Genomic DNA, 22,695 nt, shown 5'->3' with positions numbered 1-22,695 from the left:
GAGCGCGGTCGACGACCTGGGCGGTCAGGAATGCCTGGTGCGTGACTGCCTGCTCACGATCGACGGGCCTGCCAGAGGATTCTCCACCACCCCGCTGGGAGCGTCGATGACGGCGGGTATCGCGTTGACCGCAGCCATCGCGGTCGCTGCCACCCCGGGATTGACGCGATCATCGGGCGACTGCTCGAAATACACTTCCACGCACATGGTGGGCCGGCCCTGGACGCGGATCACCATCCCACCTTGGTCGTGCCGCGACGGTCGCGGCCAGCGCTGCGGCCACGGTGTGGAACTGACCGTCGCGAAGTACTGCACCGCAACCGCCGGCTGACCCTGCACCATCCCGGCAAGCTGCCACCGGTGCCCGCAGATCGTTCCCTGCGCAATCACCCCGATCGCGGTTGTGAGATCCTCCGGGGCGAGCAGGGTTTCCCAGTCCAGGTCGACGCTGTCGAGCTCCAGTCCCAGGATGTCGGCGATGTAACGGACGACAGTCTCCCAGTCGTGGTTGACCTTGCCCGCAGCGATTCGCGCGGGCACATGACCGTCCGGCTTGCCGAACCCCATCGATTCGTGCAGGACCTCCCAGATCGGATAGGACTTGTCCAGGCCGATGGCATATTCGTCCATTCGGTAGGAGTCGACAGCACCCGCGCCGGCAAGCACCGCGGTCGGAATGTTGAGGCTGATGAATCCCGGCTCGGCGCCGGTGGCGTAGAACGTCGAATTCCCCCTCACCGCCGCAGCGTGGACGGCCTCGCGCCACTCGGGTGGTGCGGCTGCCGGATAGACCATCGGGATCGTCGAGATCGTGACGACATTGATCCCTGCCTCCAGGTATCCGACGATATCGGCGAGAGCCTCTGGCTCGCGACGAACGGCGGTGGCGCAGTAGAGAACGCAGTCGGGTGCGAGTGCCATGATCGCCTGCACGTCGTCGGTGGCCGACACCCCGACATCGGGCCCGCCGGCCAGCCGGCCCGCATCCGCACCTGCCTTGTCGGCTGTCGACACTTTGAGCCCCACCAGTTCAAGGGCAGGGTCGTCGATGACGGCTCGCAGGGCCTGCGTGCCGGTCAAGCCGGTGCCCACATGCGCCACGCGGTGAACGCGCCCCGCTGAATTGTCGATCATCGTTGTTCTTCCTCTCGGTCTGTTCGTCTTTGCACAGGGCCCTGGCTATCCGGCGTGCTGCGCATCGACGGTGCGCTCAGCTCACTTCGGTGTCGCACGGACCGGCACGCTGGCCCAACCGAAGACATTGGGCATCTTGACTCTTCGCAGGCCCGTGGTGTCGACGTCGAACTCGGGAATCAGATCCAGTAGGACGTCGAGGGCCACTCGACCTTCCATCCGCGCCAATGCCGCTCCCAGGCAGCTGTGTATCCCATATCCGAACCCGAGATTGTGTCCCGAGTGCGCGCGGGTGATGTCGAAACGGTCCGGCTCGGCGAAGGCCCGCTCATCTCTGGTCGCCGATCCGTTGATGAGCATGACTGGCTTGTGTCGGGGAATGACTCGGCCGTGAAGCTCGACTTCGACGTTGCTCCAACGGATGTCGTATTGGGACGGCCCTTCGTAGCGCAGCAGCTCTTCGAATGCGGCCGGGATAGTGGTTCGGTCCTCTCGGAGCATCTGCCACTGGTCCTGGTGACGCGCGAACAAGACTCCTGCACTGGCGATCAGCTTGGTCACCGTCTCCGCGCCGGCCCCGCCGAGCAGCGAGGCGAACGCGGCAATCTCGACGTTGTCGAGTTGGGTGACCGTGCCGTCGTCGCGTTCCACCTCCACCTCGGTCAACCGGGTGATCATGTCGTCGCGCGGGTTGGCCCGCTTGTCGACGACGAGGTCGTAGTAGTACCTCCACATGGTCACGGCTGCTTCCCGTCCGGCCGCGGTGACGCTCACGTTTCCCGGTTCCCGCTCCAACATCGTGTCGAGCCAATGGCGGATCTGCTGGCGTCCGTCCGGGGGTACGCCGAGCATCGTGGTGATGATCTCGACCGGGAACACCGCGGAAAAATCCTCGACCAGATCGAACGACGTGGTGTCGATCCGTCGTGCCGTCGTGTGGACCACGGTCCGAATCATGGGTTCGAGTTTCGCGATGGCACGAGGGGTGAAGACCTTGTTCACCAGCGCCCGCATCCGCGTGTGCTGAGGGGGGTCCATCATGATGATCACCCCCTCGGGGAGCATTGCATTCGGATCGATGAAGTGATCGAGCGTGACGCCCTTTGCCGACGAGTACGTCTCGTGGTCGCGCATTGCGGGAGCGACGTCTTCGTACCGGGAAAGCGCCCAGAAGTCGTATTGCGCGCTGTGGTAGACCGGCGCATGATCACGGAGCCGCCGGTACGTCTCGAACGGGTCGTTGAAGAACTCGTCGGAAAACGGGTCGAAGTGAACGACCTCCGGTGAATCCTGAAGTTTCTCGGGCATTGTTCTCGTCGCCTTTCGCTGTGCAGTACCGCGGCTCAAGCCCCATCGCATGTTTCGCATCGTCGGCGCTCGACGAGCCTGCGGGTTGTCTCATGCGAGTTCCAGCCCTCTGGTCTTCAGCCGTCGGCTCCGCCTTCACGCAGGAAGTGGACGGTGTAGTCCTGGGCCCGCAATCCGCGCGGCTCGAGCCCGATCAGCGCGAGAAGACGCGCCCAATCCGCGGAGTCGACGAACCAGTCCCAACGAGCGATCTGCCCGTCCTGGTTGGTCCAGATGTAATCCCACTCCCGCAGTTCCAACACCGTACCGTCGGCCAGCGTCCCCGCGTAGGTGTCGCAGGACGAGAAACCCCACTCACCGACAACACACGTAAACGGGCTGGCGAGCCGGTAGTCGGGCATGTGCTTCCACCACATGCGCCACTTGGGGGTGAGGATGTCTCCGTCCGGCGCGTACCTTGCGATAGCCTCGGCGACCTCGTCGGAGAACATGTCGGCGGCAGTCTGTGGGACACCGTCGTTGAACAGAGGACTCATCATCACGGAGTCCGGGGCCCAGATGAACCTGTCGCCGAACGTGACACGGCGACCGCGCTCAATGGCCTTGGCGTAGCCCTCCCATTTGTCGAAGGCGATCTTCTCGTGCACGGCGAGCCGGTCATGGGGCATGTGGGTTGCCTTTCCGCTAGGTCAGCTCGACGAATCTCTGCAGGTAGGGCCACGCGATATCCGGTGGAATGCCACCGCACAACGGCGAGAGGTTGAAAATCTCACCGTCGGCAATGCGCTGCCTGGCTTCGTCAACCGACAGGATCAGGTGTGACGGCGACGTGCGCCGGAGCTCGTCGACGGTCGTGGCGGTGCTCAAGTTGGCCGAAACCTTGTTGTCCGGGTTCCACGCCGAATATGCCATGGCGTCGTGGAGCAGATAGTCGCCGATCTCGTCCCACGCGGCGTCGACGTCTTCGGCGACGAAGAGGTTCGCCACGGCATCTCGTTCGGGAATGAGAACGAAGCCGGGCTCAAAGCCGTTCTCGCGGCAGGCTTCTTCGTAGGCCGCCTGCATTCCGGGCACCCCGCCGTTCGCCAGCAAGCCCAGGCCGTTGCGTCCGGCACGCCGAGCCGCCGCGAGGCTGGCTCCTCCCCAGTTCAGCATCGGACCATTCGCTTGCCGTGGTCGGGGTGTCACCTTCATCCGTCTGCCACCGTGTTCCACTTCTTCTCCTGCCAAGAGGCGACGCAGCAGGGGGAGCTTCTCGTCGGCGACACGACCACGATCGCGCAGCGCCATCCCGAAGTGGTCGAACTCCTCTGGCCGGTAGCCGATCCCGAAGACATAGCTGGCGCGGCCCGCGCTGATGTGGTCGAGAACGCAGATGTCCTCTGCCAGTCGAGCCACGTCGTAGAACGGCAGCAGAATCGTCAGATTCAGCATCAACTGCTCGGTGCGGGCAGCAATCGCCGCGCCGAGCAGCAACGGCGATGGCAGGTAGCCGTCGTCTGCGCAATGGTGTTCACACAGGACCACGGCGAGGCATCCACGGGTCTCGGCCCACGCGGACATCTCAGTTGCCGCGGCGTAGAGCTCCGTGGGCGGCGCACCGATCGAAGGGGCCCGCATGTCGAATCGCAGAGTGAACATCGGGCGCTAGTCACCCTGCCGTGCGTCGATACCCATGACGTCGCTGCTTGCCTTCATGATCAGACGAACCACCTCGTTTCGTGACATGGACCTGAGCAGGTCCAGACCCATCCGGACGTCATCGCCGGTGGCCACGGTGGGCCCCTTGCCGAGGTTGTCGAGCGCTACGTCGATCACGCTCTGCGCCGTGACGGCACCGTCCGGTACGTCGTCGAGTGAATGCAGCCGCCCACGCTCGAACTCCAGCTTTCGCAACGCCGGCGTGTCCGTCATGCCGAGGACCAACCCGAGAACGTCGACGCCACTGCCGTGCAGTTCCACCCACAGCCCCTCGGTGAAGACCATGTCGAAAGCTTTGGTGCCTCCGTAGGTGACCAGGTTCCGGCCCCCGCAGATCGCCGCCCCCGATGTGAAGTTCACGATGCCGCCTCTGCCGCGTTGCACCATGGGAGCGGCGTAGTGATGGCACAGCCGCACCAGCATCAGGCAGTTGCGCAACACCAGCGCTTCCGCCGCCGATACCGGGCTGCTCAGGAATGCCCGATAATTGGGGTCACCTCCGGCGCAGTTGACGAGCATGCCGACCTCGACGTCGGCGGTGGCGTCGAAGATCGCCTGGGCCGCGCCGGCGTCTGTCAGATCGACGGCGACGGTGCGTGTTTCCGAACCCGTACGCCGGCGAATGCCTGCGGCGACCTCGTCGAGTAGATGTTGGCGACGAGCCACCAGGACGACGTTCAGGCCCTCAGCCGCGAGGCGTTCGGCGAACAGCGAGCCACAACCGTCAGAAGCACCGGCCACGTTCCCCCACGGCCCGTACTTGGCTGCGAACCCTTCCGGCATCAGCCCTGCACCGCAACCAGTCGAACCGAGGTGTAGGTGCGTTTGTCGATCCGCCAGCCGGATGATGTCCGGATGACGACGTCGTCGTAGTAGCCGACCGGGTTCGCCCCCGTACCATCCTCGAGAAGGATCAGGGCATCGACGTACGTCCGCACTGTCGCGACGTCGCCGTCGATGGCGATCGCCTGGTTCGTCATCCGGTGCATCGTCGCGGCGGCCATCACGTGTGCCTGCTCCATGAACTGCGCGACCGCGGCTCCGCCCGCCCACTGCCCGACCACGCCATAGTCGACGACAGCGTCGTCGGTGAAGACGTCCTGCAACAGGGCGTACTGCTTGGAGTCGATGGCGGTGGCATAGCGAATCGTCAACTCGACGATGTCGTCACGGTCAGTCACGCGATGTCCCCGTTCGGATGGACGACGATCCGAGGCGGGCCCTCGGACCTGCGCACCTGGTCGATCGCGTCGGGCACCTCGTCGAGGCCGATGACCTTGCCGATGCTCGGCAGTGGATCGAGTCGCCCGTCGACCACGGCATCGAGCACGCCATACCAGTCCTGGGGCATCGGGCCGCCGCCGAACTGGAATGTGAGGCCCTGCTGGGTGGCCTGGGTGATGTCGAGGGTGTCGCCCGAATACCATCCGCCTGCGCAGTAGATGCGGGTGTAGAACTCGGCGTTGGCGGCGATGCGGTCGATCAGCCCTTTCGCGCCCACGCATTCGAAAACCACGGCGACGCCGCCCAGGTGATGCTCGGCCCGGGCCCGACGGAATGCGTCGAATTCCGACTCGGTTGCCGGATCGACGCCGATGTGTGCGCCGAAGCGGGTGATCGCCAGGTCACGTCGCTCGGCGTGGAAGTCCGACACGATGATCGGCGCGATCCCGCGGGCCGACAGGGCAGCTACGGCTGACAGTCCGACCGCCCCTGCGCCGACGACGATCGGTATCTCGCCCGGTTGCACGTTGGCGGACCGCACATAGAACTCCCCGACCGCGAACGCGTCGACGACTGCGATCGCATCACTCGACACCGTCGAATCGACCGCTTTGGCCATGGCCTCCGGCACGACGAGCAACTCACCGAAGCTGCCCTGGGCTTCCGGATGCTGTCCGATGATGTGCAGCCCGCCGGCGCCTCCGTCCACGAGGCGGATCGGCATGGACGTCACCCGGGCGCCGAGAGGGAACGCGTCGGAACAACCGGGGCCGTGCGCCACGACTTCGCCGACGAACTCATGACCCATGACGATGTCGCGGTCGGCGTCGTAGAGCGACCTACCCGTCGGATCGTCGATTCCGGCCTCGGGGTGATCCATGAAGTGCACGTCCGATGCGCAGATGGCCGTGCTGAGGGTCCGTAGCAGCAGATCACCCTGTCCCGGAACAGGATCGGCGGTGTCGCGGACTTCGAGCCGACCACCTCTGAGCACTACCGCGCGCACCGACCACCCCGCCGTTCATTGCTGTTCTCGAATATTCGAGATATAGTTCTCGGCTATTTGTCTGACGGTATGAGATGAGAACCAGAGGAGTCAAGGGTGCGCGGTTCGAGTTCGGCTCCCACCGAGCGAGTCGTCGACATCGTCGAGTTGTTGAGCCGGCCGAGGAATCGGCGCATGCGTTTCTCCGACATCGCGAACGAGCTCGGACAGACGCAAGGCACCACGCACGCCATTCTCAAGACGCTGTCAGACCGCGGTTGGGTCACCCGCGATCCGATCACCAAGAGCTTCGAACTCGGTCCCATGCTCTCGCTGATCGCCGCAAGCCTGAATACCGCCCGCCCGCTGGCGCAGGTGGCTCGCGAGGCCGCGGGACGACTGTCCCGCACGCTGGACATGCCCGTCTCGGTCGTCGAAGTCGGCGGCGACGAGCTGCTGATCACGGCGTTCGAGAGCCCGGCGCACAATCCGTTACGGGACGCGGTAATCGATCGAATTCCCTACCTGCCCCCGTTCGGGGTGGCGTTCGCGGCATGGGATGCGACCGAAGCGCAGCGCGACTGGGTCTGCCGTGGCAGCGCCGGCGACGCGGATCTCGAACGTCGTCTGCACGCCGTGTTGGCCCGGACCCGCGATCGGGGCTATGACGTCGACTGGATGACACCGGCTCTGGCGCAGATCGCGCACGCATTGGGCGCCGTGTCCGTGGACTCGCTGCCCGCTGGGCTGCGCCCGATCATCGACCAGTTGCGCGTCGAGCTGACCTCGGGCATCGCCGACGAGCAACTCACCGGCGAGGGTCGAACAGTTGCCACCATCTCGGCGCCGGCCCTGGACGATTCCGGCCACACGCGGCTCATTCTCGGCGTGCATCCGATGCTTCCCATGACAACCCACGAGATCGATCACGTTGCGCGGCACTTGCTCGCAGAGATCCGCACGCTCACTTCGAGTGCCGAGACTGATCACCCGAGCTAGGCGATCCCCGCCGCACCGGACGAACCCGGCGCAACGATCACCGCTCGGCGACCAACTGCGCGGGGTCGATCAGTGCTGCACCCGGCCAGCGGCGCCTGACCTGTCCCCACGGATCTGCATGAGTACCAGGACGACCGCGGTAGGGAGCTCGGCGCGCCAAGAGAACGCGTACCAGCGGGGACACCGCCCTGAGGAGAGGTCGCATCGGGCCGGCTTTGCGGCGGATCTCGGCGAGCATCGCGGGCCAAGAGTGGTTCTGGAAGGACAACACCTCTTGGGCTCGGGCGGTATCCATCCAGTCACACACGAACCACGCCGAATCGTCGTTCGGATTCCCCTGTCGGCCGTCGGGGTAACAGTCGGACAAGCCAAGCGCTTGGACCATTGCCGGGCCGAGTTGCCCCTGCACATGCCGATGCGAGTCGTCGCCGCCGATGAGGAGGACCTCGCCGACGACGTCGGCTGTGGCCGCGTTCGCAAACGCCGTCGCGACGTCACGTACGTCGACCGTGGTGATCCGGCCGTCCACGGGAAGTGACCATTCCATGTACATCATTCCGGCGTCGATCGGCAGCGACCTGAGGTCGGTGCTGACGACCGCACCCAATCTCAGCACGACCCAGTCGAGGCCCGACGCCATGACCGCCGATTCAGCAGCCAGCTTCAACTGACCGTAGGAGTCCACGGGGGTCGTCGGGGATTCTGCCCGCAGAATGTCACCTCGATGAGGGTTGCGCGCCCCGTGCACGGCCACGCTCGAGGCCTGGACGAATCTCGGCGGGACGGGCTGAGCACGCGCAATGCGCAGCAGCGTCTTGGTCGCCTCTACATTCACCCGCATTGCCAGGCCGACATTGACGTAACACGCAGTGGGGATCACCGCAGCGAGGTGCACGACAACCGACGGCGCGACTCGATCGACCATCGAGCGGACGTCGGACTCGTCGGTCAGATCGATCCACAGGACGGGCACAGCCGGGGGCAGCTTCTCGGCCACCTTGCGGTTGGCCGGTGTGTCGAGGTCAGTGGCGACGACCGTCTTGCCCTGCTCGTGCAACCGAGACACGGTTGCACGTCCGACCAGGCCACACGCACCTGTCACCAGAACGGGACCCATGTCACTCTCCTCATGTCGGACCCGACGACTGCGGGGACGTCCGGCAGAACTGGCCCGACGCAAACGGCCATTCTCATATTGGAGAATGATGCTAACATTCGCTGCGACCCAGTGTCCCGACCCGGCAAGGAGCGACGTGACTCAACCGATGTCGATGTCGCGCCTTCTCGACCCGTCACCGAATATCGCTGCTCATCGTCGGAGGTTCCCCCATGTTCATCGAACTGCTCCGCCTGTCGATCACGTGGGTGGCGATATGCGGACTTGTCGCATTCTTCTATTGGATGATGGGAAACATCGGCACCTTCTGACCGCCGGAGATCAGAGATCCGCCGAGGGACGGTCCGAGCCTTGACCGACCATCGAGACCGAGCCGCCGCTGACATCGAGCGGCGCTGTGCTGTGATCGCAGTCGCTCTGTCCGCCGGCCGGCGCGGCGGAGCTCGACTCGTCACCGGAGACCAGCGACAGTTCGGGCTCTCGCGAACCCGGACCGAAGTGCACGTTCCGTATCCGCCGCCCGGACAAGAGACCACGCCCCGCCTGATGACATGCGGGATAGCATTGCAGTGCGCTCCGTCGAAAGACCTCATAGCGCAACTGCCGATCGCCGAGCTCAGCCCGCGTCAGCGCCAGGCGTTGTCCATTGTCGAAGGCGGAGTGGCAATAGGATGGCTCGCGAACACCTGGCCTGGGTTGCTCAGTGAAACCACCAGTGCCGCACCTGTTCCCGTTCTCGACGGTGATCTCGAGGTCTCCGAGATCCTTGAGCGCAGTGCAGCGCTGGCGGCTTCGGAGCAGCGCCTGTACTGCCCTCCACTGCTCGGGCGCCTGCCGTCTGGTATGAGCAAGCAGCGCGGACTGCTCGCGGCGGGACGTCGCGCCTACGGACGCATGCCCTGGAGTTCCAAGCGCCGCGCCGCCGAGCGGTTGATGTCGATACCTGTCGGCGGCGACGGCGGCGTGCGAAATCCCAACCTCCCTCCTCCCAGCCGGCCGCAGGACGACGACCCCCCCATCCGGGCCGCCGAACGCCTTGGACTTCCCTACCCGGAGTGGAACTGCTGGACGGGCCGCTTTCTCGTCGACCATGTCGCCGTCCTCGAACGCAGGCACGTCCGCGGACCTGAGCAGGCGGTACCGCTGCGCCCCGAACTTCGGCGGTGGTTCCGCCAAGAGACTCAGCGCGCGTGGCGCGGCGGACTCGACGACGGTTCCGACCTCGACATCGACCGCTACGTTGCCCACTTCGTCGCTCGCCGTACCGGTCACGTCGAGGAGCCGCGGCTCTTCCGCGATCTGGTCCCCACCGAGCGCGACGTTGCCACCGCTCTGTTACTCGACGGCAGCTCCTCGTTGAACGTCCACTCCGGACGAGCCTTCGAGCTCGAGTTGAGGTGCGCGGACGCCTTGTCCCAGGCGATGACGTCGGCACGCGAACGCCACGGCGTCTTCGTGTTCAGCGGCAACACCCGCCACCGCGTAGACGTCAAATGCCTCAAAGACTTCGATGACCGACTGATGGCGATACCGAGCACATCCGGGCTGACCGCCGGAGGCTACACACGGCTCGGGGCGCCGATCCGGCACCTGACCAAACGACTTCTCGATCAGCCGGCCTCGCGCCGGTCCCTGATCGTCATCGGAGACGGGCTGATGTCAGACGAAGGTTATGAAGGGCGCTACGCGTGGGCGGACGTCGCACACGCGCTGACGGAAGCCGAAGAGGCCGGTGTGTCCGTGTTCTACATCGGTGTCGGGGTGGTCAAAGTCGATCCTCTTCCAGAAGTTTTCGGCAGCAGGCGTTCCCACCGGATTCGCCGGGTCGAACAACTTCCGGCCAGCTTGGCCCGAGTTCATCGCGAGTTGGCTGCCGCATGACCGAATCACACTCAGTGGTCGAGATCCCTCGTTATCACGAAGCAGGCAACGAGATCGCCATATTCGAAGCATCGTTCGACCGGCACGTGCCGGTGATGCTGACCGGGCCGACTGGCTGCGGGAAAACCCGCTTCGTCGAATCCATGGGCGCACGGCTGGGTCGGCCGGTAGTGACCATCAGCTGCCATGACGACCTGACCAGCTCCGACCTTGTCGGCCGGTTCACCGTGGTGGGTGGTGACGTGATCTGGAACGACGGGCCCCTGACGCAGGCAGTGAAGAACGGTGCCATCTGCTACCTGGACGAGGTCGTCGAGGCGCGACACGACTCGCTGGCGATCCTGCACTCGCTGATCGACCACCGGCGGACCCTCTATCTCGACCGTGCCGACGCGACGATAGCCGCCCCCGACGGCTTCATGCTCGTGTGTTCCTACAATCCGGCCTACCGGAGTTCACTCAAGGAACTCAAGCCGTCGTTTCGGCAACGCTTCGTCACGATCCCACTTGACTATCTGCCTGCTGACGACGAGGCCGCAGTCGTCGCCGAAGAGGCTGGCGTGCCTCTCGCCGTCGCACAAAGGTTCGTTCGGTGCGCCAACAGCATCCGCGATGCCGATGCGATGTTCCACTTCGAGCCCCCTTCGACGCGTGTGCTGGTGACAGCGGCCCATCTGGTCGCTGCAGGGATACCGGAATCCGATGCGGCCCAGGCGTGCATTCTCGCGCCGTTGAGCAACGATGGCGCCATCAGCGAGGGTCTTCACGAAATCGCCTCCGCTACATTGACTTCCAGCGACGAGGAGGGCAGGAACTGATGGACGATCAAGACCGTAGACGCAGACGCGGACTGATCGCGTTTCAGATTTTCATCTACGGCATGCTGCTGGCGATGTTCCTCATCCAGCTCGGAATGCTCCTCACAAGGGACTGGTGACGATGGCTTCCAACGAGTTCAGCACGGCTGCCGCGACGTCCGTCGTGGACGAACATGAGCTCAACAGCCGGCAGGTTCAACGCCAGGCCGACCGCTGGCTGATCTCAGGAACTGTGCTGATGGGCACCCTCGTCCTGGGCATCATCGGTCTGCCGCTCTTCATGCGAGGGCTCTTTCTGCTGCGCCGCGCGCAACGTGAGGGGCTGTCGGTCCGGCCCCTGATGGTCACCCTCATCGGATACGTCGTCATCCTCGACGCCGCGCTCAACAGCATCGGCTGGGCGCTGGACCTCTTCGCCAACCATGCCCTCATCACCCGCACCGTGTTCACCGCGTGGGGCAATCTGATCGATGGAGGCTACTTCTGGCACTACAACGAACTGTGGATCGGCGGCGCGGGTGCGCCGGGCGAAAAGTCATGGATCATCGTTTGTGTCCTTATCGCGTTCCCGATGCGGATGGCGGCCGCCATTGCGTTTCTCCAGATGAAGCGCTGGGGCCATCAGTGGCTGATCGTCACCTGCTGGTTCGGAGTCATCGTCTGGACCGGCTACATCATCAACATGACCATGTATGCCGACGTTCGGTACGCGGCGATCGGCCTTCCCGTCCTGGGCTGGTGGGCGTACAACATCTTCTACATCACGCCGTTCCTGGCCATTCCTTATCTGCACACCGTGAACCGGGAAGTGTTCAGCGACTGACCTGAAGAGGAGATTGCGTGATGCGCGCAGGAGAAGCGGAAGAGTCAGCGGCAGAGTCGCTGCCCGTCGGAACGACCAAGACATGGGCGAGGATGCACACCTGGCTCAGACGTGCGCTTTACGTCTGCTTGTTCGGCCTCGTGATCGAAGGCTCCCTGACGGTGCCGGTCATCGCGGTCTGGTACGGCTGGCCCACCCTGTCCTTGACCGAGATCTGCAGCGAATTGATGAAGGTGCGGTACTCCGACGACAGCCTGGAGTGCCAGCAGCCCTATCCGATCGGTGGGCCGCCATTCGGCGGTGCCCCTGAAGCCGCGAACCAGGACACTGCCAGGGACGAGTGGGGGGTGCAGCCGATTCCGCAATACGACCGCATCGGCTTCCGCGAGCTGGTGCGAATCCACGAAGAGCGCGAAGCCGGCCGCGCCGCCACGACGTCGCCGACCCCCTGAGCGACGGCCATGTCGACCGCGGTACTGGGCCCGCCGACTGCACTTTCGCGCGCTCTGGCCGACGCACTCAGCGCACATCTGTGTGGGCTCGACGCGGTGTCGCTACCTCGGGACGCCACGGGTGTCGTGATAGTCGTCGGTGCGGATGCACACGATGTGAGCGTCAGCAGCGCCGGCGACGAAGACTGGCGCCGGCTCACCGAAGAGCCGATGAGACTCGCGCTGATGGCACTGCAGCGGTCGCGCTCGGTGATGTCCGGCCGCGGCGGTCGAATCGTGCTGGTCACGCCCACCATCGGCATGGTCGGCGCGCGGCACCTGGTGCCGTACACGACCGCGGTGGAAGGAATTCGGGCCATGGCGAAATCCGCTGCGCGGCAGTGGGCCGCCAGCAATATCGTGGTCAACACAGTTGCCGCGCCATTACCGCTGTTCGCCCCCGACATGCGCGGATCAGCCGCTCACCTCACCGCGGCAGCGGTGCCTGCCGACGACGACCTCGTTCAGAGCATCGTCTCGACACTGCGATTCCTGCTGCAGACCGACTCCAGGCACGTCGTCGGCGCCACGATGATGGTCGACGGCGGAGCTCTGATGCTGCCGTGAGCCTGACCGACTACACGGTCCTGATCACCGGCGCCGGTGGCGGGGTCGGCCGTGGGATCGCCACTGCGCTGGCGCAGCATGGTGCGCATGTCGTCATCGCTGCCCGCGACTCCGGTCGGGTGGCGGCTGACGAACTCTGCGCCCGAGGGCACGCCGCCACCTGGGTCAACTGCGATGTCACCGACGCCGCCTCCGTGCAGGCCGCTGTCGACACCGCCCTCACGTCGACGGGCCGGCTCGACGCGGTGGTACACAACGCCACCAGCAACCTTTCCAGCCGCCCGCACCGGCTCGAAGATGTCGACGAGGCAGTGTGGGCGGCACACTACGGTGTGTCCATCGACGGGGCGCGCCACTGTGCTGCTGCCGCATATCGACCGCTGCGCGAGCGCGGCGGCACCTTTCTGGTCATGACCTCACCGGCGGGCATCGAAGGCAGCGCCACCCTCCCCCTGTACGCCACGATGAAAGGGGCTCTGCGGGGGTTCGCCAAGAGCCTGGCCCGCGAGTGGGGTCCTGACCGGATCACGGTCAACATCGTCTCCCCACTGGCGTATTCGCCTGCCATGACCGCCGCGATCGAGGCCGATCCCGCCATGGAGCAACGTCTGGCACGGCGGATCCCACTCGGCCGTGTCGGAGATCCGGAAGCTGACATCGGAGAGGCGGTCGCATTTCTCGTGGGTCCACAGGCCAGGTACATCACCGGTCAGACGCTGGGCGTCGACGGCGGCCACTACACGAGTCTCTGATCGGCCGTGGAACTCGGTCTGGTGTTACCGCAGACGGGTCCGACCGCGTCTCCGGCACTTCTTCGTGACTTTGCTCTCGCGGCCGAGGAGTCGGGTATCGACCGGCTGTGGGCAGTCGACCATCTTGTGCTGCCACACCGCACGACGTCGAAGTATGTTCTCGGCAGACGGCCGACCGTCGTCGCCGACGGATGGCTGTCCGACAACCTGGCACCCAACTACGAGATGCTGACGACGCTCACCTGGGTTGCCGGCTTCACGTCGACGATCGGTCTCGGCACGTCAGTCGCATCGCTACCACTGCGTAACCCGGTGTTGAACGCCAGGCAGCTGGCTACCCTGGATGCGTGTTCAGGTGGCCGGCTCGTCTGCGGCGTCGGAATCGGGTGGCTCCGGGAGGAAGCCGCCGCGATGGGCCTGCCGTGGGATCGCCGGGCGGCGCGGTGCGAAGAACACATCGCGGTGCTCCGAACGCTGTGGTGCTCACCGTCGTCCTATGTCGAATTCCACGGTGAATTCTTCTGCTTCGACCCGATGGACCCGCGTCCACGGCCGAAGCAACAGCCGATTCCGATTCTGATCGGGGGCCACTCCCCAGCGGCACTGTCTCGCACCGTGCGCATCGGCGACGGGTGGATATCAGCGCCGATGCCGACCGCCAGACTTGCCGAGCTCCTCGACGAGATCCGGCGCATCGCCGACCATCATCACCGGGATCACGGCACGATTCTCAAGGTCGCATCTGTCTCTGCGCGCACCGTCGGCGAACTCGGGCGGGCGATTTCGGAGTACTGCCGTCTCGGAGTCGATCACCTGCAGGTCGTGTTGCCCCCGCTGGAGCGCGACACCGTTCTCGCTCAGGTACGTCAGATCGCAGGAATGAAAATCTGAACAACGGCCATATCGGAAATCAATGCTCTCCTCTGACGGTAACATCGTTTCCAAATGTCGAGAGGAGACCGCGATGGCGGAGCAACAAGCCTTCGAGGTGTGGGATTCGGACAACCACATGTACGAGACGATCGATGCGTACACGCGATACCTTCCGGAAAAGTATTCCGAGGCACTGAAGTTCGTCGATGTCAACGGACGTACAAAGCTGCAGATTCTCGGCGTGGTCACCGAGTGCATTCCCAACCCGACCTATGAGGTGATCCCCACCCCGGGCGCTTGGGCCGACTACTACCGCGGCATCAATCCCGAGGGCAAGACGCTGCGGGAACTGGCCGAGCCGATCCGGTGCCCGGACGCGTTCCGCCGCCCGGACCTGCGGTTGGCGCTCATGGACGAGCAGGGGGTCGACGGCGCGGTGATGTTCCCGACCACGGCCGGGATGCTGGAGGAGCGTACGAAGTCGGACACCGAGCTCACCCACGCCGTCACGCACGCCTTCAATCGCTGGTTGCTCGAGGACTGGACGTTCAACTATCAGGACCGCATCTTCGCCGTGCCGGCCATCTCCCTCAACGATCCCGAGGCGGGGGTTGCCGAACTGGAGTGGTGTCTGGACAACGGTGCCCGCACGGTGTTGATCAGACCGGCGCCGGTGCCGCGGGAAGACGGCACTTCCCGGTCGCCGGCACTGCCGGAGTTCGACGATTTCTGGCGCCTGGTCGAGACCTCCGGCATCGCCGTCCAGATGCACAATTCGGATGCGGGCTATGACCGTTACCTCGGGGACTGGGAAGCCGGCGACGAGTTCCAGGGATTTCAACTGACCACCTTCCGCGGCTTCATCTATGAGGAAAGTCGGCACATCTTCGACACCTTGGCCGCATTCATCGCTCATGGAGTCTTCGAGAGGTTTCCCGGCTTGAGGATCGGCGTGGTCGAGAACGGCGGCTCATGGGCTCCCCGCTTGCTGGACGCATTCGACCGGGTGCACCGCAAGAAGCCCGGCGCCTTCACCGAACACCCCGCGGACGTCTTTCGTCGCCACGTCTGGGTCAACCCGTTCCACGAAGAGGACATGTCGCATCTGATCGAGGTGCTCGGCGCCGACCGGGTCATGTTCGGTTCGGACTACCCCCACCCGGAGGGCCTGGCCAATCCGGTGGACTTCGTTCACGAACTCGACAACCTGCCCGCAGAAACGACCCGCCGCGTGATGGGTGGCAATCTCAAAGAGCTCATCGGCATCTAGGACCGGCAGTCCGGACGCTATTGCGCGCGGCGATACATGTGGGTGGCAACGGTGACCAGTTTCCGGTCCGCACCCTCGTCATAGACACACGTGCGCGAAGCGATGGTCCCACCGGAACCGGCGATCGGTTCTGCCACAAAGGTGAACGGGCCCGATTTAGCCCTGGCGAGAAACATGGTGTGCGATGACGCGCCGACGATCGCATTGGTTCCGGCGAACTCCGCGACGCTGCTGCGCGCCGCGGTCTCGGTCATCACGAACTGTGGCCCCACGTGCAGCGCAGCGTCCGGAGAGGCCACCTCTGCCGAGAGTTCGGGCAGAGTCCAGGTTCTCGCGTCCACCTGACGCCCGCCGAACACCTGCCACAGTGGCGGCAGGTCAGGAGAGTCGACGACATCCAATCGTTCGACAGTCATCTTCTGCAGCCCCTCGGGCGGCGCGCCGATCGTGACGCCCTGCCCCTCGGTGATCGCCAGCACGCGAGCGGGATGGTCGGCGTCGACGATCAGCGACCTGCTGTAGGACATCCGTTGCCCGCGCTTGAGGTCCTCGGTGCGCACCTCGAACCGTTTCACATCCACACCCGCATCAAGGATCTGACACGAGTGCACCACCGGATTCGGAACGGCCTCCAGATCAGACACCACACCGCCCTCAGGAGACGCGATACCGAAGACGCTCAACAGGATCCCTCCGGTGACATCGCGCATGTCGCGGCGGACGGTCACGGTGTCGTCCACGGCTCCGACAGTCATCGAGGCGTGGTGGCGCCCGATGTAGCGGTAGCTCAACAACCCGCCCCACCGGCGTTGCAACTCGGCCGCGTACGCAACGGGATCGGAGGCCAACTCTCTGATGTCGCGAACCATCACTTCCCCGGCCCGTTCGGGAACTTGAGGTAGGAGCCCGCATCGACACGGATCTGCTGGCCGGTGATGTACCGGCTCTCGTCACTGGCCAGAAAAACGGCGAGGTTCGCGATGTCCTCGGGTTCGACAAAGGGAATCGGCATGGCCTGAAAGTAGGTGAACGCGAGATCGGCGTCCTCGCGGGTGGGCTTCTTGCCCTCTGCCACCAGGTCCGGCCGAAACACCCCGTAGATCCCGTCGTTGTGCAGCAGGTGGGTGTTGACGTTGGTCGGATGCATGACGTTGACGCGAATGAATCTGGGCGCTAGATGGATCGCCATCTGCTCGGCGTACTCCATCAGCGTCTTCTTGCTCCACGCGTAGCCGGCACCACCGGGTCCCATCTCGGGGCTGTCGGCATTTCCGGGCATCATTCCCGCGGTCGAACCCGTGATGACGATCGACGACCCATCCGAGAGGTGCGGCAACGACACCGCCACGGTATTGAGCACGCCGACCAGGTCCACGTCCGAGGCGTCGACGAAGTGCTGCGGGTCGGGCGAGCCCATGGCCATCGGCAGGATGCCGGCGTTGGCGACGACGATGTCCAAGCGGCCGAAATCGGCCAGTGCCGAGTCCAGCGCCTCCCGCAGGGCGGAGCGCTCACGGACGTCGGCGACCCTGGCGTACACACGGCGACCGAGCTCCTTGACCGCCCGCTCGGTTTCACCGAGATCATCCGGTGTGGCAAGGGGATATGGGTTCGAGGCGATGTCGGCGCAGATGTCCACGGCGACGATATCGGCACCCTCACGCGCCATCGCGATCGCGTGCGCGCGTCCCTGGCCACGGGCAGCTCCGGTGATGAACGCGACCTTGCCGGCCAGTCTTCCGGTCATTGTTTCTCCTCTGTCTGATGCCGGCAGAACCGTGCCCGCAGGTCGGCCTTGAGCACTTTGCCGGTGCTGTTGCGCGGCAGCTCGTCGACGAACTCGATGCACTCAGGCGACTTGTGCTTGCTGAGCCCGCTGTCCTGGCAGTGCTCGAACAGCGAGTGGAGCGTCACCGTCTGATCGCGACTGGCGACGATCACCGCACAGACGCGTTCGCCGGTGCGCGCGTCGGGCACGCCGATCACTGCCACATCCGCGACGGCGGGGTGGGTGGCGAGCACTTGTTCGACCTCGAGGGCGGAGATGTTCTCGGCATTGCGGATGATGGCGTCTTTGAGGCGTCCTGTGAGGATGACGTTCCCCGCGGCGTCCAGCCGGCCCTGATCGCCGCTGCGGAACCATCCTTCGGCGTCGAAAGCCTGTGCGTCCAGGACGTCGTCGACGTAGCCGAGGAAACACTGAGGGCCCTTGAGGCGCAGCTCGCCGACCTCGCCGATGGCGACTTCTCGTTCCGAGTCGCCGACGACCCGCACGCTCACTCCCGAGACGGGCCGCCCGACGGTGTGGTCCAGGGTGTCACCGTCGCCATCAGGTGGTGGCGACGTCGCCACCGGGAACTCGGTCAGGCCCCACGCGTTCGCGATTCCCGGCACCGACAATGTCTCACGCACCTGGCGACCCAGCTCGGCGGTGATCGGGGCTCCACCCCCGACACAACCTCGCAGGTTGCGGAAGAGCGGATCGGGCCCGTGCTCGCGCTGTGCAGCCAGGTAGGCCACGAAGAATGGGGTTGCCGATCCCAGGAGCGTCGCGCCGTGATCGGCGATCGCTTTGGGGGTCCGCGCGGGGTCGAACGTATCGAAGAGCACCAACCGCATGCCGGTCAACAGGCTGGCGGCCAGCATGGCCGCGCCGCCGATGTGCGTCACCGGGAATGCGATCGGATTGACGTCCACGCTGGAAGCGCCGACCATCCCGACCACACCGGCTGATCCGGCGATGACCGAGCGATCACAATGTCGAATCCCTTTGGGCGCCGCTGTCGTGCCTGACGAGTAGTACACCCACCGTGCGTCCTCAGCAGAGACCGGGGGCGGAGGCAGCGTCGCCGGGTCCCCGATGGGCAGGCGCAGAGCGTCGGTGATCGGTGCCGCGTGATCGACAACCTCGATCGACATCGCCCGTTCGCGCGCCAGGTCGTCGGCGAGCACGACGTGATCGAACCCTCTCCAGATGCCCGGCACGATCAATACCTCGGTATCGAGTTGATGCGTGACGAAACCCACTTCGCTGTGTCGCCAGATGGGGAGGATGGGATTCTGCACCGCGCCGAGGCGGGCCAACGCCACCATGACGACCATCGCTTCCAATGTCGTCGGAAGCTGCCACGACACCACCGCGCCGGTGCCGATCCCGCGTCCCGCAAAGGCCGCAGCGGTGCGCAGAGCTGCAGAATGCAGTTCTGCGTTGGTGAGGCTGCGGCCGAAGTCGTCGACGAGTATCACCCGATCAGGGTGTTGTCGAGCCGCGGTGTCGACCAGGCCCCAGTAGGTCCCGCTGCCCGTCATCAGCCGCTCGGCAGTGCGAGCCGACGTTTGGCCAGGATGTTGCGCATCATCTCCGAGCTGCCGCCCGAGACCGTGTAGGCCCGCGACCACAGCCAGCATTCCCGAAGGCGTTGTTTGGCCTCGTCGACGCTCGCATCGGCGGCCACGGTACACACCGTCGCTGCGAGCTCGGCGCCGTATGCCGAAACCCGATGGTAAGTCTCGGCGAAGCTCAGCTTGGCGATCGATCCGTCGCCCACCGCATCGGCACCGACGATCATCCGCTCGACGTGGTCGTCGATGAACGCCTTGGCGACCTCGACCTCGACCGCCAGCTCTGCCACTTTCTGGCGGATGTCCTCATGGTCGAATGCGGGCCTCCCTGCGAGTGTCGCGTGGCGCACAACCGTGACGAGATCATCGATCAGCAACTCGAGCAGAATCACGTTGCCGCCGATGCCGAACCGCTCGAAGTCCAAGCCCGCCATGATGATCGACCAGCCCTGACCGGGTTGTCCGATCAGACCGTCTGCGGGAATGTGCACGCTGTCGAGAAAAACCTCGTTCACCTCGATCGCGTCGTTGATCGTCCGGATGGGACGCACTTCGACGCCGGGCGCCGACAGCGGCACCACGAAGGCCGAGAGTCCGTGGTGACGCGACGACGCGGGATCGGTTCTGATCAGGGCCAGCCCCATATCGGCCCAATGTCCGTCGGTGATCCACGTCTTCTGACCGTCGAGCACCCAGCTGCCGTCGTCATTGCGGACGCCGCGGCATCGCACCCCGGCGATGTCACTGCCGGCGTCGGGTTCACTGAGCAACTGGCACCAGACGTGCTCGCTGCTTCTGATCGGTGGCAGCAGGTCGGCCTTCTGTTCCTCCGACCCGAAGTGCAACAGCACGTGGGCAGCGAGATTGACCTGGTCGACCGGCCGGGGAGCGCGGGCACGCAGGATCTCCTCGCTGACGATGCGATCGTGCAGCGGGTGATGGTCGGGTCTGCCGCCGTACTCGACCGGCCAGTCCGCGCCGACGAAACCGGCGTCGAACAGGCCCGCGAACCAGGTGCGCAGTGCTGCCTCCTGGTCGGCGCTTTCCGGCGCGCGGCGACCTTCTCGTGCGACCAAGGCGGGGGCGTTGTCAGCGATGTGCGCGCGCACCCGTCCTCTGAACGCGTCGAGCTGCTCTCGGCCGGGTCGTCGGCCGGTACCGCTCACCAGCCGACCTTCTGCGCGTAGGCCGAGCGGCTCGAGCGAGCCGTTCCAAGCAGGTGCCCGTTGGTGAACACCCGGCGCAGTTCGTGATGCAGCGGGTACTCCCAGGTGAATCCGATCCCACCGGACAACTGCATGCACTCGTCGACGGCGGCTGTCGCGTGCGCCGTCACGAATGCATGGGCAGCGGCGGACAGCGCGAGCGCGTCACCAGAGGCTTCATGGGAGACCAGCGAACGCGCTGCCTTCATGATCACCGCGCGAGCCTTCGTCTCGAGCACCAGCACTTCGACCAGTCGGTGTTGTACCGCCTGGAAGCTGGCGATGGGGGCGCCGAAGGCGACCCGCTCCTTCAGGTAGGCGACCAGTCTTTCGAAGGTCGTCGCCACCGTGCCCAGGGAGTCGGCGCTGAGCAGCAGTCTGGCGACCGCCAGCAGCGTGTCCGCCCGGTCGGCCCCGCCGACGGGCACGCCTTCACTTCCTGCGAGTTCGACCCGCCACGCCGGACGGCTGACATCCAGCAGTTCGTCGTCTCGGCTCCTGGAGGTGGTGTCGGACAACTCGAACAGCTGAACTCCGTTGCTGCCCAGCGTGACCAGGATGCTCACGACGTCGGCGTTGGTCACCCGAACCGTATCGCCGGCCAATGCCACGCCGGCGGCGACGGTTCCGCCGAGCACGGCCGGCAACCAGCGTTCGCGGATGTCGGCAGGGGCAGACGTCAGCGCAGCGGCAGCCATCGTCGTGCCGAACCACGGCGACCGGTCAGCGGCTCGGCCGAGCTCCTCGGCGATGACCACGGTTTCGAGCGGCAACCAGCCCGCACCCCCGAACTGCTCGTCGACCAGCAGACCCGTCCAGTCCAGCTGTGCCAGCTCCTCGACCGAGTCCTTCTCACCACGTTCCGACAGGAACTCTCGCGCCGACGATCTCAGCAGGTCCAGGTCGACGTCGGCGGTGTCTGCCGCATCCTCCGAAGCCACCGAACACTAGCTCCGGCGCAGCAGCTGGTCGGCGTTGTCGACCATGATGCGCTTCTTAGCCGCGTCGTCCAGCGGATCGAGCAGCTTCACGAAATCGGCCGGCTCGGCCAACCCCTCGGCGTGCGGGTAGTCCGAACCCATCAACAGGCATTCGTCATAGCCGAGGCGATCCACGATCGCAGGAATGTCGTCTTCGGGATAGGGCACCACCCCGACGTGCCTGCGGAAGATTTGCGACGGCTTCTCGGTGAGCTTCCCGCCGATCCACGGTCCGTTGCGGCCCATCCCCCTGCTCTTGTCCATGTGGACGACGAACTGCGGAACCCACTCTGCGCCGTGTTCGGCCACCAGGACGTTCAGTCCCGGGAAACGCCCGAACAGGTTGTCGAAGATCAACGCCGACAGGGTGTCCTCGATCGGTCGCTGCCCGTAGATGTTCATCCACTGCCATGCCGACATGTGCCAGGCCGCCGGGTCCGGGTTGTGACCCCAGGCCGGAGAGATGGCATCGAAATACCAGAACGGTTGGATGTGGAACACGAGCGTGCAGCCGGCCTCTTCGAGGCGCGCGTAGATCGGATCGAAGTACGGGTCCCCGGGCGAGCGGCCGTGGGCGGGACCTGTGGGCAGTAGCACCATCTTGGCGCCCTGCTCGATGATGGCCTCGGTTTCGGCGATCGACGACTCCAGGTCGCGCAGCGACAGCAGCGCGGTGGCGTAGATCTTGTCCTGGTAGTTGAAACCCCAGGTGTCGTCGAACCATCGGTTGAACGAGCGCAGGTTGGCATAGAGCGCCTCGGTGTCGTCGACGTAGTGCTCGGCGGCCAGCGCCATACCCGCCGGAAAGATCACCGCGCGCTCGACGTTCTGTTCGGCCATCACCTTCAGTCGCGGCTCGCGTTCCAACCATTCGGGCTGCATGGGCTGCGGCTCGTAGGTCTCATCCGGGTTGCCCGAACCCATCTGCTTGAGCATTTCCTTCAGAGATCCAGGCCGGTAGGCGAGATCGAAACCGAGGCCCGCTTCGCTGTTGAACGTCGCGACCCGGTGCCCGGCGAGGATGACTTCCTTGCCGTCGGCCGCGCGCACCGGCGCGATCGCCCTGTCGTGAAACTCTTTGGGCAGATATCGGGTAAACGCATCCCGCGTCTCGTAGCAGTGGGTGTCGCAGTCGAAGATCCCGTACTCGAGTTTTGTCGTCACTGCGTGATCCCTTCCGGTGAGAATCTTTATTCTCTGTTTCTGGAAAAGATACTATCCTCGA

The 22,695-nt window shown here is 65.1% G+C and carries 24 protein-coding genes; 9 read left to right on the top strand and 15 right to left on the bottom strand.

Annotated features, from left to right (window positions below):
- Positions 1-24 precede the first annotated feature (24 nt).
- The 7 genes from ACEWX3_RS13130 to ACEWX3_RS13100 form a co-directional block, all read right to left on the bottom strand.
- Positions 25-1,134, bottom strand: coding sequence for a dihydrodipicolinate reductase (locus ACEWX3_RS13130; RefSeq protein ID WP_374159625.1), 1,110 nt, complete (start codon positions 1,132-1,134; stop codon positions 25-27).
- A gap of 81 nt (positions 1,135-1,215) precedes the next feature.
- Complete coding sequence (locus tag ACEWX3_RS13125) at positions 1,216-2,442, bottom strand: cytochrome P450 (RefSeq protein ID WP_374159624.1); 1,227 nt, start codon at positions 2,440-2,442, stop codon at positions 1,216-1,218.
- 116 nt (positions 2,443-2,558) lie between these two features.
- Complete coding sequence (locus ACEWX3_RS13120; RefSeq protein WP_374159623.1) at positions 2,559-3,110, bottom strand: hypothetical protein; 552 nt, start codon at positions 3,108-3,110, stop codon at positions 2,559-2,561.
- A gap of 16 nt (positions 3,111-3,126) precedes the next feature.
- The gene (locus ACEWX3_RS13115) at positions 3,127-4,083 is read right to left on the bottom strand and encodes an LLM class flavin-dependent oxidoreductase (RefSeq protein ID WP_374159622.1); all 957 of its coding nucleotides are present in this window, start codon (positions 4,081-4,083) and stop codon (positions 3,127-3,129) included.
- A gap of 6 nt (positions 4,084-4,089) precedes the next feature.
- A complete protein-coding gene (locus tag ACEWX3_RS13110; RefSeq protein ID WP_374159621.1) occupies positions 4,090-4,926 on the bottom strand; it encodes an SDR family NAD(P)-dependent oxidoreductase in 837 nt (278 codons plus the stop codon).
- Complete coding sequence (locus ACEWX3_RS13105; RefSeq protein WP_374159620.1) at positions 4,926-5,324, bottom strand: nuclear transport factor 2 family protein; 399 nt, start codon at positions 5,322-5,324, stop codon at positions 4,926-4,928. Before ACEWX3_RS13105 ends, ACEWX3_RS13110 begins: the two co-directional genes overlap by 1 nt.
- Complete coding sequence (locus ACEWX3_RS13100; RefSeq protein ID WP_374159619.1) at positions 5,321-6,373, bottom strand: zinc-binding dehydrogenase; 1,053 nt, start codon at positions 6,371-6,373, stop codon at positions 5,321-5,323. Before ACEWX3_RS13100 ends, ACEWX3_RS13105 begins: the two co-directional genes overlap by 4 nt.
- A gap of 96 nt (positions 6,374-6,469) precedes the next feature.
- Here ACEWX3_RS13100 and ACEWX3_RS13095 point away from each other — a divergent pair, with 96 nt between their 5' ends.
- A complete protein-coding gene (locus ACEWX3_RS13095) occupies positions 6,470-7,351 on the top strand; it encodes a helix-turn-helix domain-containing protein (RefSeq protein WP_374159618.1) in 882 nt (293 codons plus the stop codon).
- Between the two features lie 37 nt (positions 7,352-7,388).
- Here the strand turns inward: ACEWX3_RS13095 and ACEWX3_RS13090 are convergent, their stop codons facing one another.
- Complete coding sequence (locus tag ACEWX3_RS13090) at positions 7,389-8,468, bottom strand: NAD-dependent epimerase/dehydratase family protein (protein ID WP_374159617.1); 1,080 nt, start codon at positions 8,466-8,468, stop codon at positions 7,389-7,391.
- A 321-nt stretch (positions 8,469-8,789) separates the two neighbouring features.
- The gene (locus tag ACEWX3_RS13085; RefSeq protein WP_374159616.1) at positions 8,790-8,972 is read right to left on the bottom strand and encodes a hypothetical protein; all 183 of its coding nucleotides are present in this window, start codon (positions 8,970-8,972) and stop codon (positions 8,790-8,792) included.
- Positions 8,973-9,014: 42 nt separating this feature from the next.
- Between ACEWX3_RS13085 and ACEWX3_RS13080 the strand changes: the two genes are divergently transcribed.
- The 8 genes from ACEWX3_RS13080 to ACEWX3_RS13045 all read left to right on the top strand — a co-directional run bounded on the left by ACEWX3_RS13080 (position 9,015) and on the right by ACEWX3_RS13045 (position 15,943).
- Positions 9,015-10,349, top strand: a complete 1,335-nt coding sequence (locus ACEWX3_RS13080; RefSeq protein ID WP_374159615.1) for a nitric oxide reductase activation protein NorD — start codon at positions 9,015-9,017, stop codon at positions 10,347-10,349.
- On the top strand, positions 10,346-11,167 hold the full coding sequence (locus ACEWX3_RS13075; protein ID WP_374159614.1) for a CbbQ/NirQ/NorQ/GpvN family protein: 822 nt from the start codon (positions 10,346-10,348) through the stop codon (positions 11,165-11,167). Before ACEWX3_RS13080 ends, ACEWX3_RS13075 begins: the two co-directional genes overlap by 4 nt.
- A 121-nt stretch (positions 11,168-11,288) precedes the next feature.
- The gene (locus tag ACEWX3_RS13070) at positions 11,289-11,990 is read left to right on the top strand and encodes a hypothetical protein (RefSeq protein WP_374159613.1); all 702 of its coding nucleotides are present in this window, start codon (positions 11,289-11,291) and stop codon (positions 11,988-11,990) included.
- 20 nt (positions 11,991-12,010) lie between these two features.
- Complete coding sequence (locus tag ACEWX3_RS13065) at positions 12,011-12,442, top strand: hypothetical protein (protein ID WP_374159612.1); 432 nt, start codon at positions 12,011-12,013, stop codon at positions 12,440-12,442.
- Between the two features lie 9 nt (positions 12,443-12,451).
- On the top strand, positions 12,452-13,048 hold the full coding sequence (locus ACEWX3_RS13060) for an SDR family oxidoreductase (RefSeq protein ID WP_374159611.1): 597 nt from the start codon (positions 12,452-12,454) through the stop codon (positions 13,046-13,048).
- Positions 13,045-13,800 (top strand): SDR family NAD(P)-dependent oxidoreductase, encoded by a 756-nt coding sequence (locus tag ACEWX3_RS13055; RefSeq protein ID WP_374159610.1) that lies wholly within the window; start codon positions 13,045-13,047, stop codon positions 13,798-13,800. The genes ACEWX3_RS13060 and ACEWX3_RS13055 overlap by 4 nt, the downstream gene beginning before the upstream one ends.
- Before the next feature lie 6 nt (positions 13,801-13,806).
- On the top strand, positions 13,807-14,691 hold the full coding sequence (locus ACEWX3_RS13050; RefSeq protein WP_374159609.1) for a TIGR03619 family F420-dependent LLM class oxidoreductase: 885 nt from the start codon (positions 13,807-13,809) through the stop codon (positions 14,689-14,691).
- 73 nt (positions 14,692-14,764) lie between these two features.
- On the top strand, positions 14,765-15,943 hold the full coding sequence (locus ACEWX3_RS13045; RefSeq protein ID WP_374159608.1) for an amidohydrolase family protein: 1,179 nt from the start codon (positions 14,765-14,767) through the stop codon (positions 15,941-15,943).
- A gap of 17 nt (positions 15,944-15,960) precedes the next feature.
- On the opposite strand, the gene ACEWX3_RS13040 is transcribed toward ACEWX3_RS13045, so the two are convergent.
- From ACEWX3_RS13040 to ACEWX3_RS13015, 6 genes are read right to left on the bottom strand one after another with little or no spacing between them, the layout of a single operon-like run.
- Entirely contained in the window at positions 15,961-16,812 is an 852-nt protein-coding gene (locus tag ACEWX3_RS13040; RefSeq protein ID WP_374159607.1) for a hypothetical protein, read from the bottom strand.
- Positions 16,812-17,690: a mycofactocin-coupled SDR family oxidoreductase gene (locus tag ACEWX3_RS13035; protein WP_374159606.1), complete on the bottom strand. Its 879-nt coding sequence runs from the start codon at positions 17,688-17,690 to the stop codon at positions 16,812-16,814. The genes ACEWX3_RS13040 and ACEWX3_RS13035 overlap by 1 nt, the downstream gene beginning before the upstream one ends.
- Positions 17,687-19,252 carry a class I adenylate-forming enzyme family protein gene (locus ACEWX3_RS13030; RefSeq protein WP_374159605.1) on the bottom strand — a complete coding sequence of 522 codons (1,566 nt, stop codon included), beginning with the start codon at positions 19,250-19,252 and terminating at the stop codon, positions 17,687-17,689. The genes ACEWX3_RS13035 and ACEWX3_RS13030 overlap by 4 nt, the downstream gene beginning before the upstream one ends.
- Positions 19,252-20,451, bottom strand: coding sequence for an acyl-CoA dehydrogenase family protein (locus tag ACEWX3_RS13025; RefSeq protein ID WP_374159604.1), 1,200 nt, complete (start codon positions 20,449-20,451; stop codon positions 19,252-19,254). Before ACEWX3_RS13025 ends, ACEWX3_RS13030 begins: the two co-directional genes overlap by 1 nt.
- Positions 20,448-21,431, bottom strand: coding sequence for an acyl-CoA dehydrogenase family protein (locus tag ACEWX3_RS13020; RefSeq protein ID WP_374159603.1), 984 nt, complete (start codon positions 21,429-21,431; stop codon positions 20,448-20,450). The genes ACEWX3_RS13025 and ACEWX3_RS13020 overlap by 4 nt, the downstream gene beginning before the upstream one ends.
- Positions 21,432-21,437: 6 nt before the next feature.
- Positions 21,438-22,634 (bottom strand): amidohydrolase family protein, encoded by a 1,197-nt coding sequence (locus ACEWX3_RS13015; RefSeq protein WP_374159602.1) that lies wholly within the window; start codon positions 22,632-22,634, stop codon positions 21,438-21,440.
- Positions 22,635-22,695: the final 61 nt, after the last annotated feature.

It is taken from the genome of Mycobacterium sp. G7A2 (assembly GCF_041902445.1).
Lineage (GTDB): Bacteria > Actinomycetota > Actinomycetes > Mycobacteriales > Mycobacteriaceae > Mycobacterium.
The sequence above is the reverse complement of the archived record's forward strand: the minus strand, read 5'-3'. Positions and strand labels throughout refer to the sequence as shown.

Coding starts and splice junctions, on each gene's coding strand:
- ACEWX3_RS13060 (WP_374159611.1), top strand. CDS start 12,452: ATGTCGACCGCGGTACTGGGCCCGCCGACTGCACTTTCGCGCGCTCTG.
- ACEWX3_RS13070 (WP_374159613.1), top strand. CDS start 11,289: ATGGCTTCCAACGAGTTCAGCACGGCTGCCGCGACGTCCGTCGTGGAC.
- ACEWX3_RS13035 (WP_374159606.1), bottom strand. CDS start 17,690: ATGACCGGAAGACTGGCCGGCAAGGTCGCGTTCATCACCGGAGCTGCC.
- ACEWX3_RS13120 (WP_374159623.1), bottom strand. CDS start 3,110: ATGCCCCATGACCGGCTCGCCGTGCACGAGAAGATCGCCTTCGACAAA.
- ACEWX3_RS13125 (WP_374159624.1), bottom strand. CDS start 2,442: ATGCCCGAGAAACTTCAGGATTCACCGGAGGTCGTTCACTTCGACCCG.
- ACEWX3_RS13115 (WP_374159622.1), bottom strand. CDS start 4,083: ATGTTCACTCTGCGATTCGACATGCGGGCCCCTTCGATCGGTGCGCCG.
- ACEWX3_RS13110 (WP_374159621.1), bottom strand. CDS start 4,926: ATGCCGGAAGGGTTCGCAGCCAAGTACGGGCCGTGGGGGAACGTGGCC.
- ACEWX3_RS13045 (WP_374159608.1), top strand. CDS start 14,765: ATGGCGGAGCAACAAGCCTTCGAGGTGTGGGATTCGGACAACCACATG.
- ACEWX3_RS13040 (WP_374159607.1), bottom strand. CDS start 16,812: ATGGTTCGCGACATCAGAGAGTTGGCCTCCGATCCCGTTGCGTACGCG.
- ACEWX3_RS13075 (WP_374159614.1), top strand. CDS start 10,346: ATGACCGAATCACACTCAGTGGTCGAGATCCCTCGTTATCACGAAGCA.
- ACEWX3_RS13080 (WP_374159615.1), top strand. CDS start 9,015: ATGACATGCGGGATAGCATTGCAGTGCGCTCCGTCGAAAGACCTCATA.
- ACEWX3_RS13090 (WP_374159617.1), bottom strand. CDS start 8,468: ATGGGTCCCGTTCTGGTGACAGGTGCGTGTGGCCTGGTCGGACGTGCA.
- ACEWX3_RS13065 (WP_374159612.1), top strand. CDS start 12,011: ATGCGCGCAGGAGAAGCGGAAGAGTCAGCGGCAGAGTCGCTGCCCGTC.
- ACEWX3_RS13130 (WP_374159625.1), bottom strand. CDS start 1,134: ATGATCGACAATTCAGCGGGGCGCGTTCACCGCGTGGCGCATGTGGGC.
- ACEWX3_RS13030 (WP_374159605.1), bottom strand. CDS start 19,252: ATGACGGGCAGCGGGACCTACTGGGGCCTGGTCGACACCGCGGCTCGA.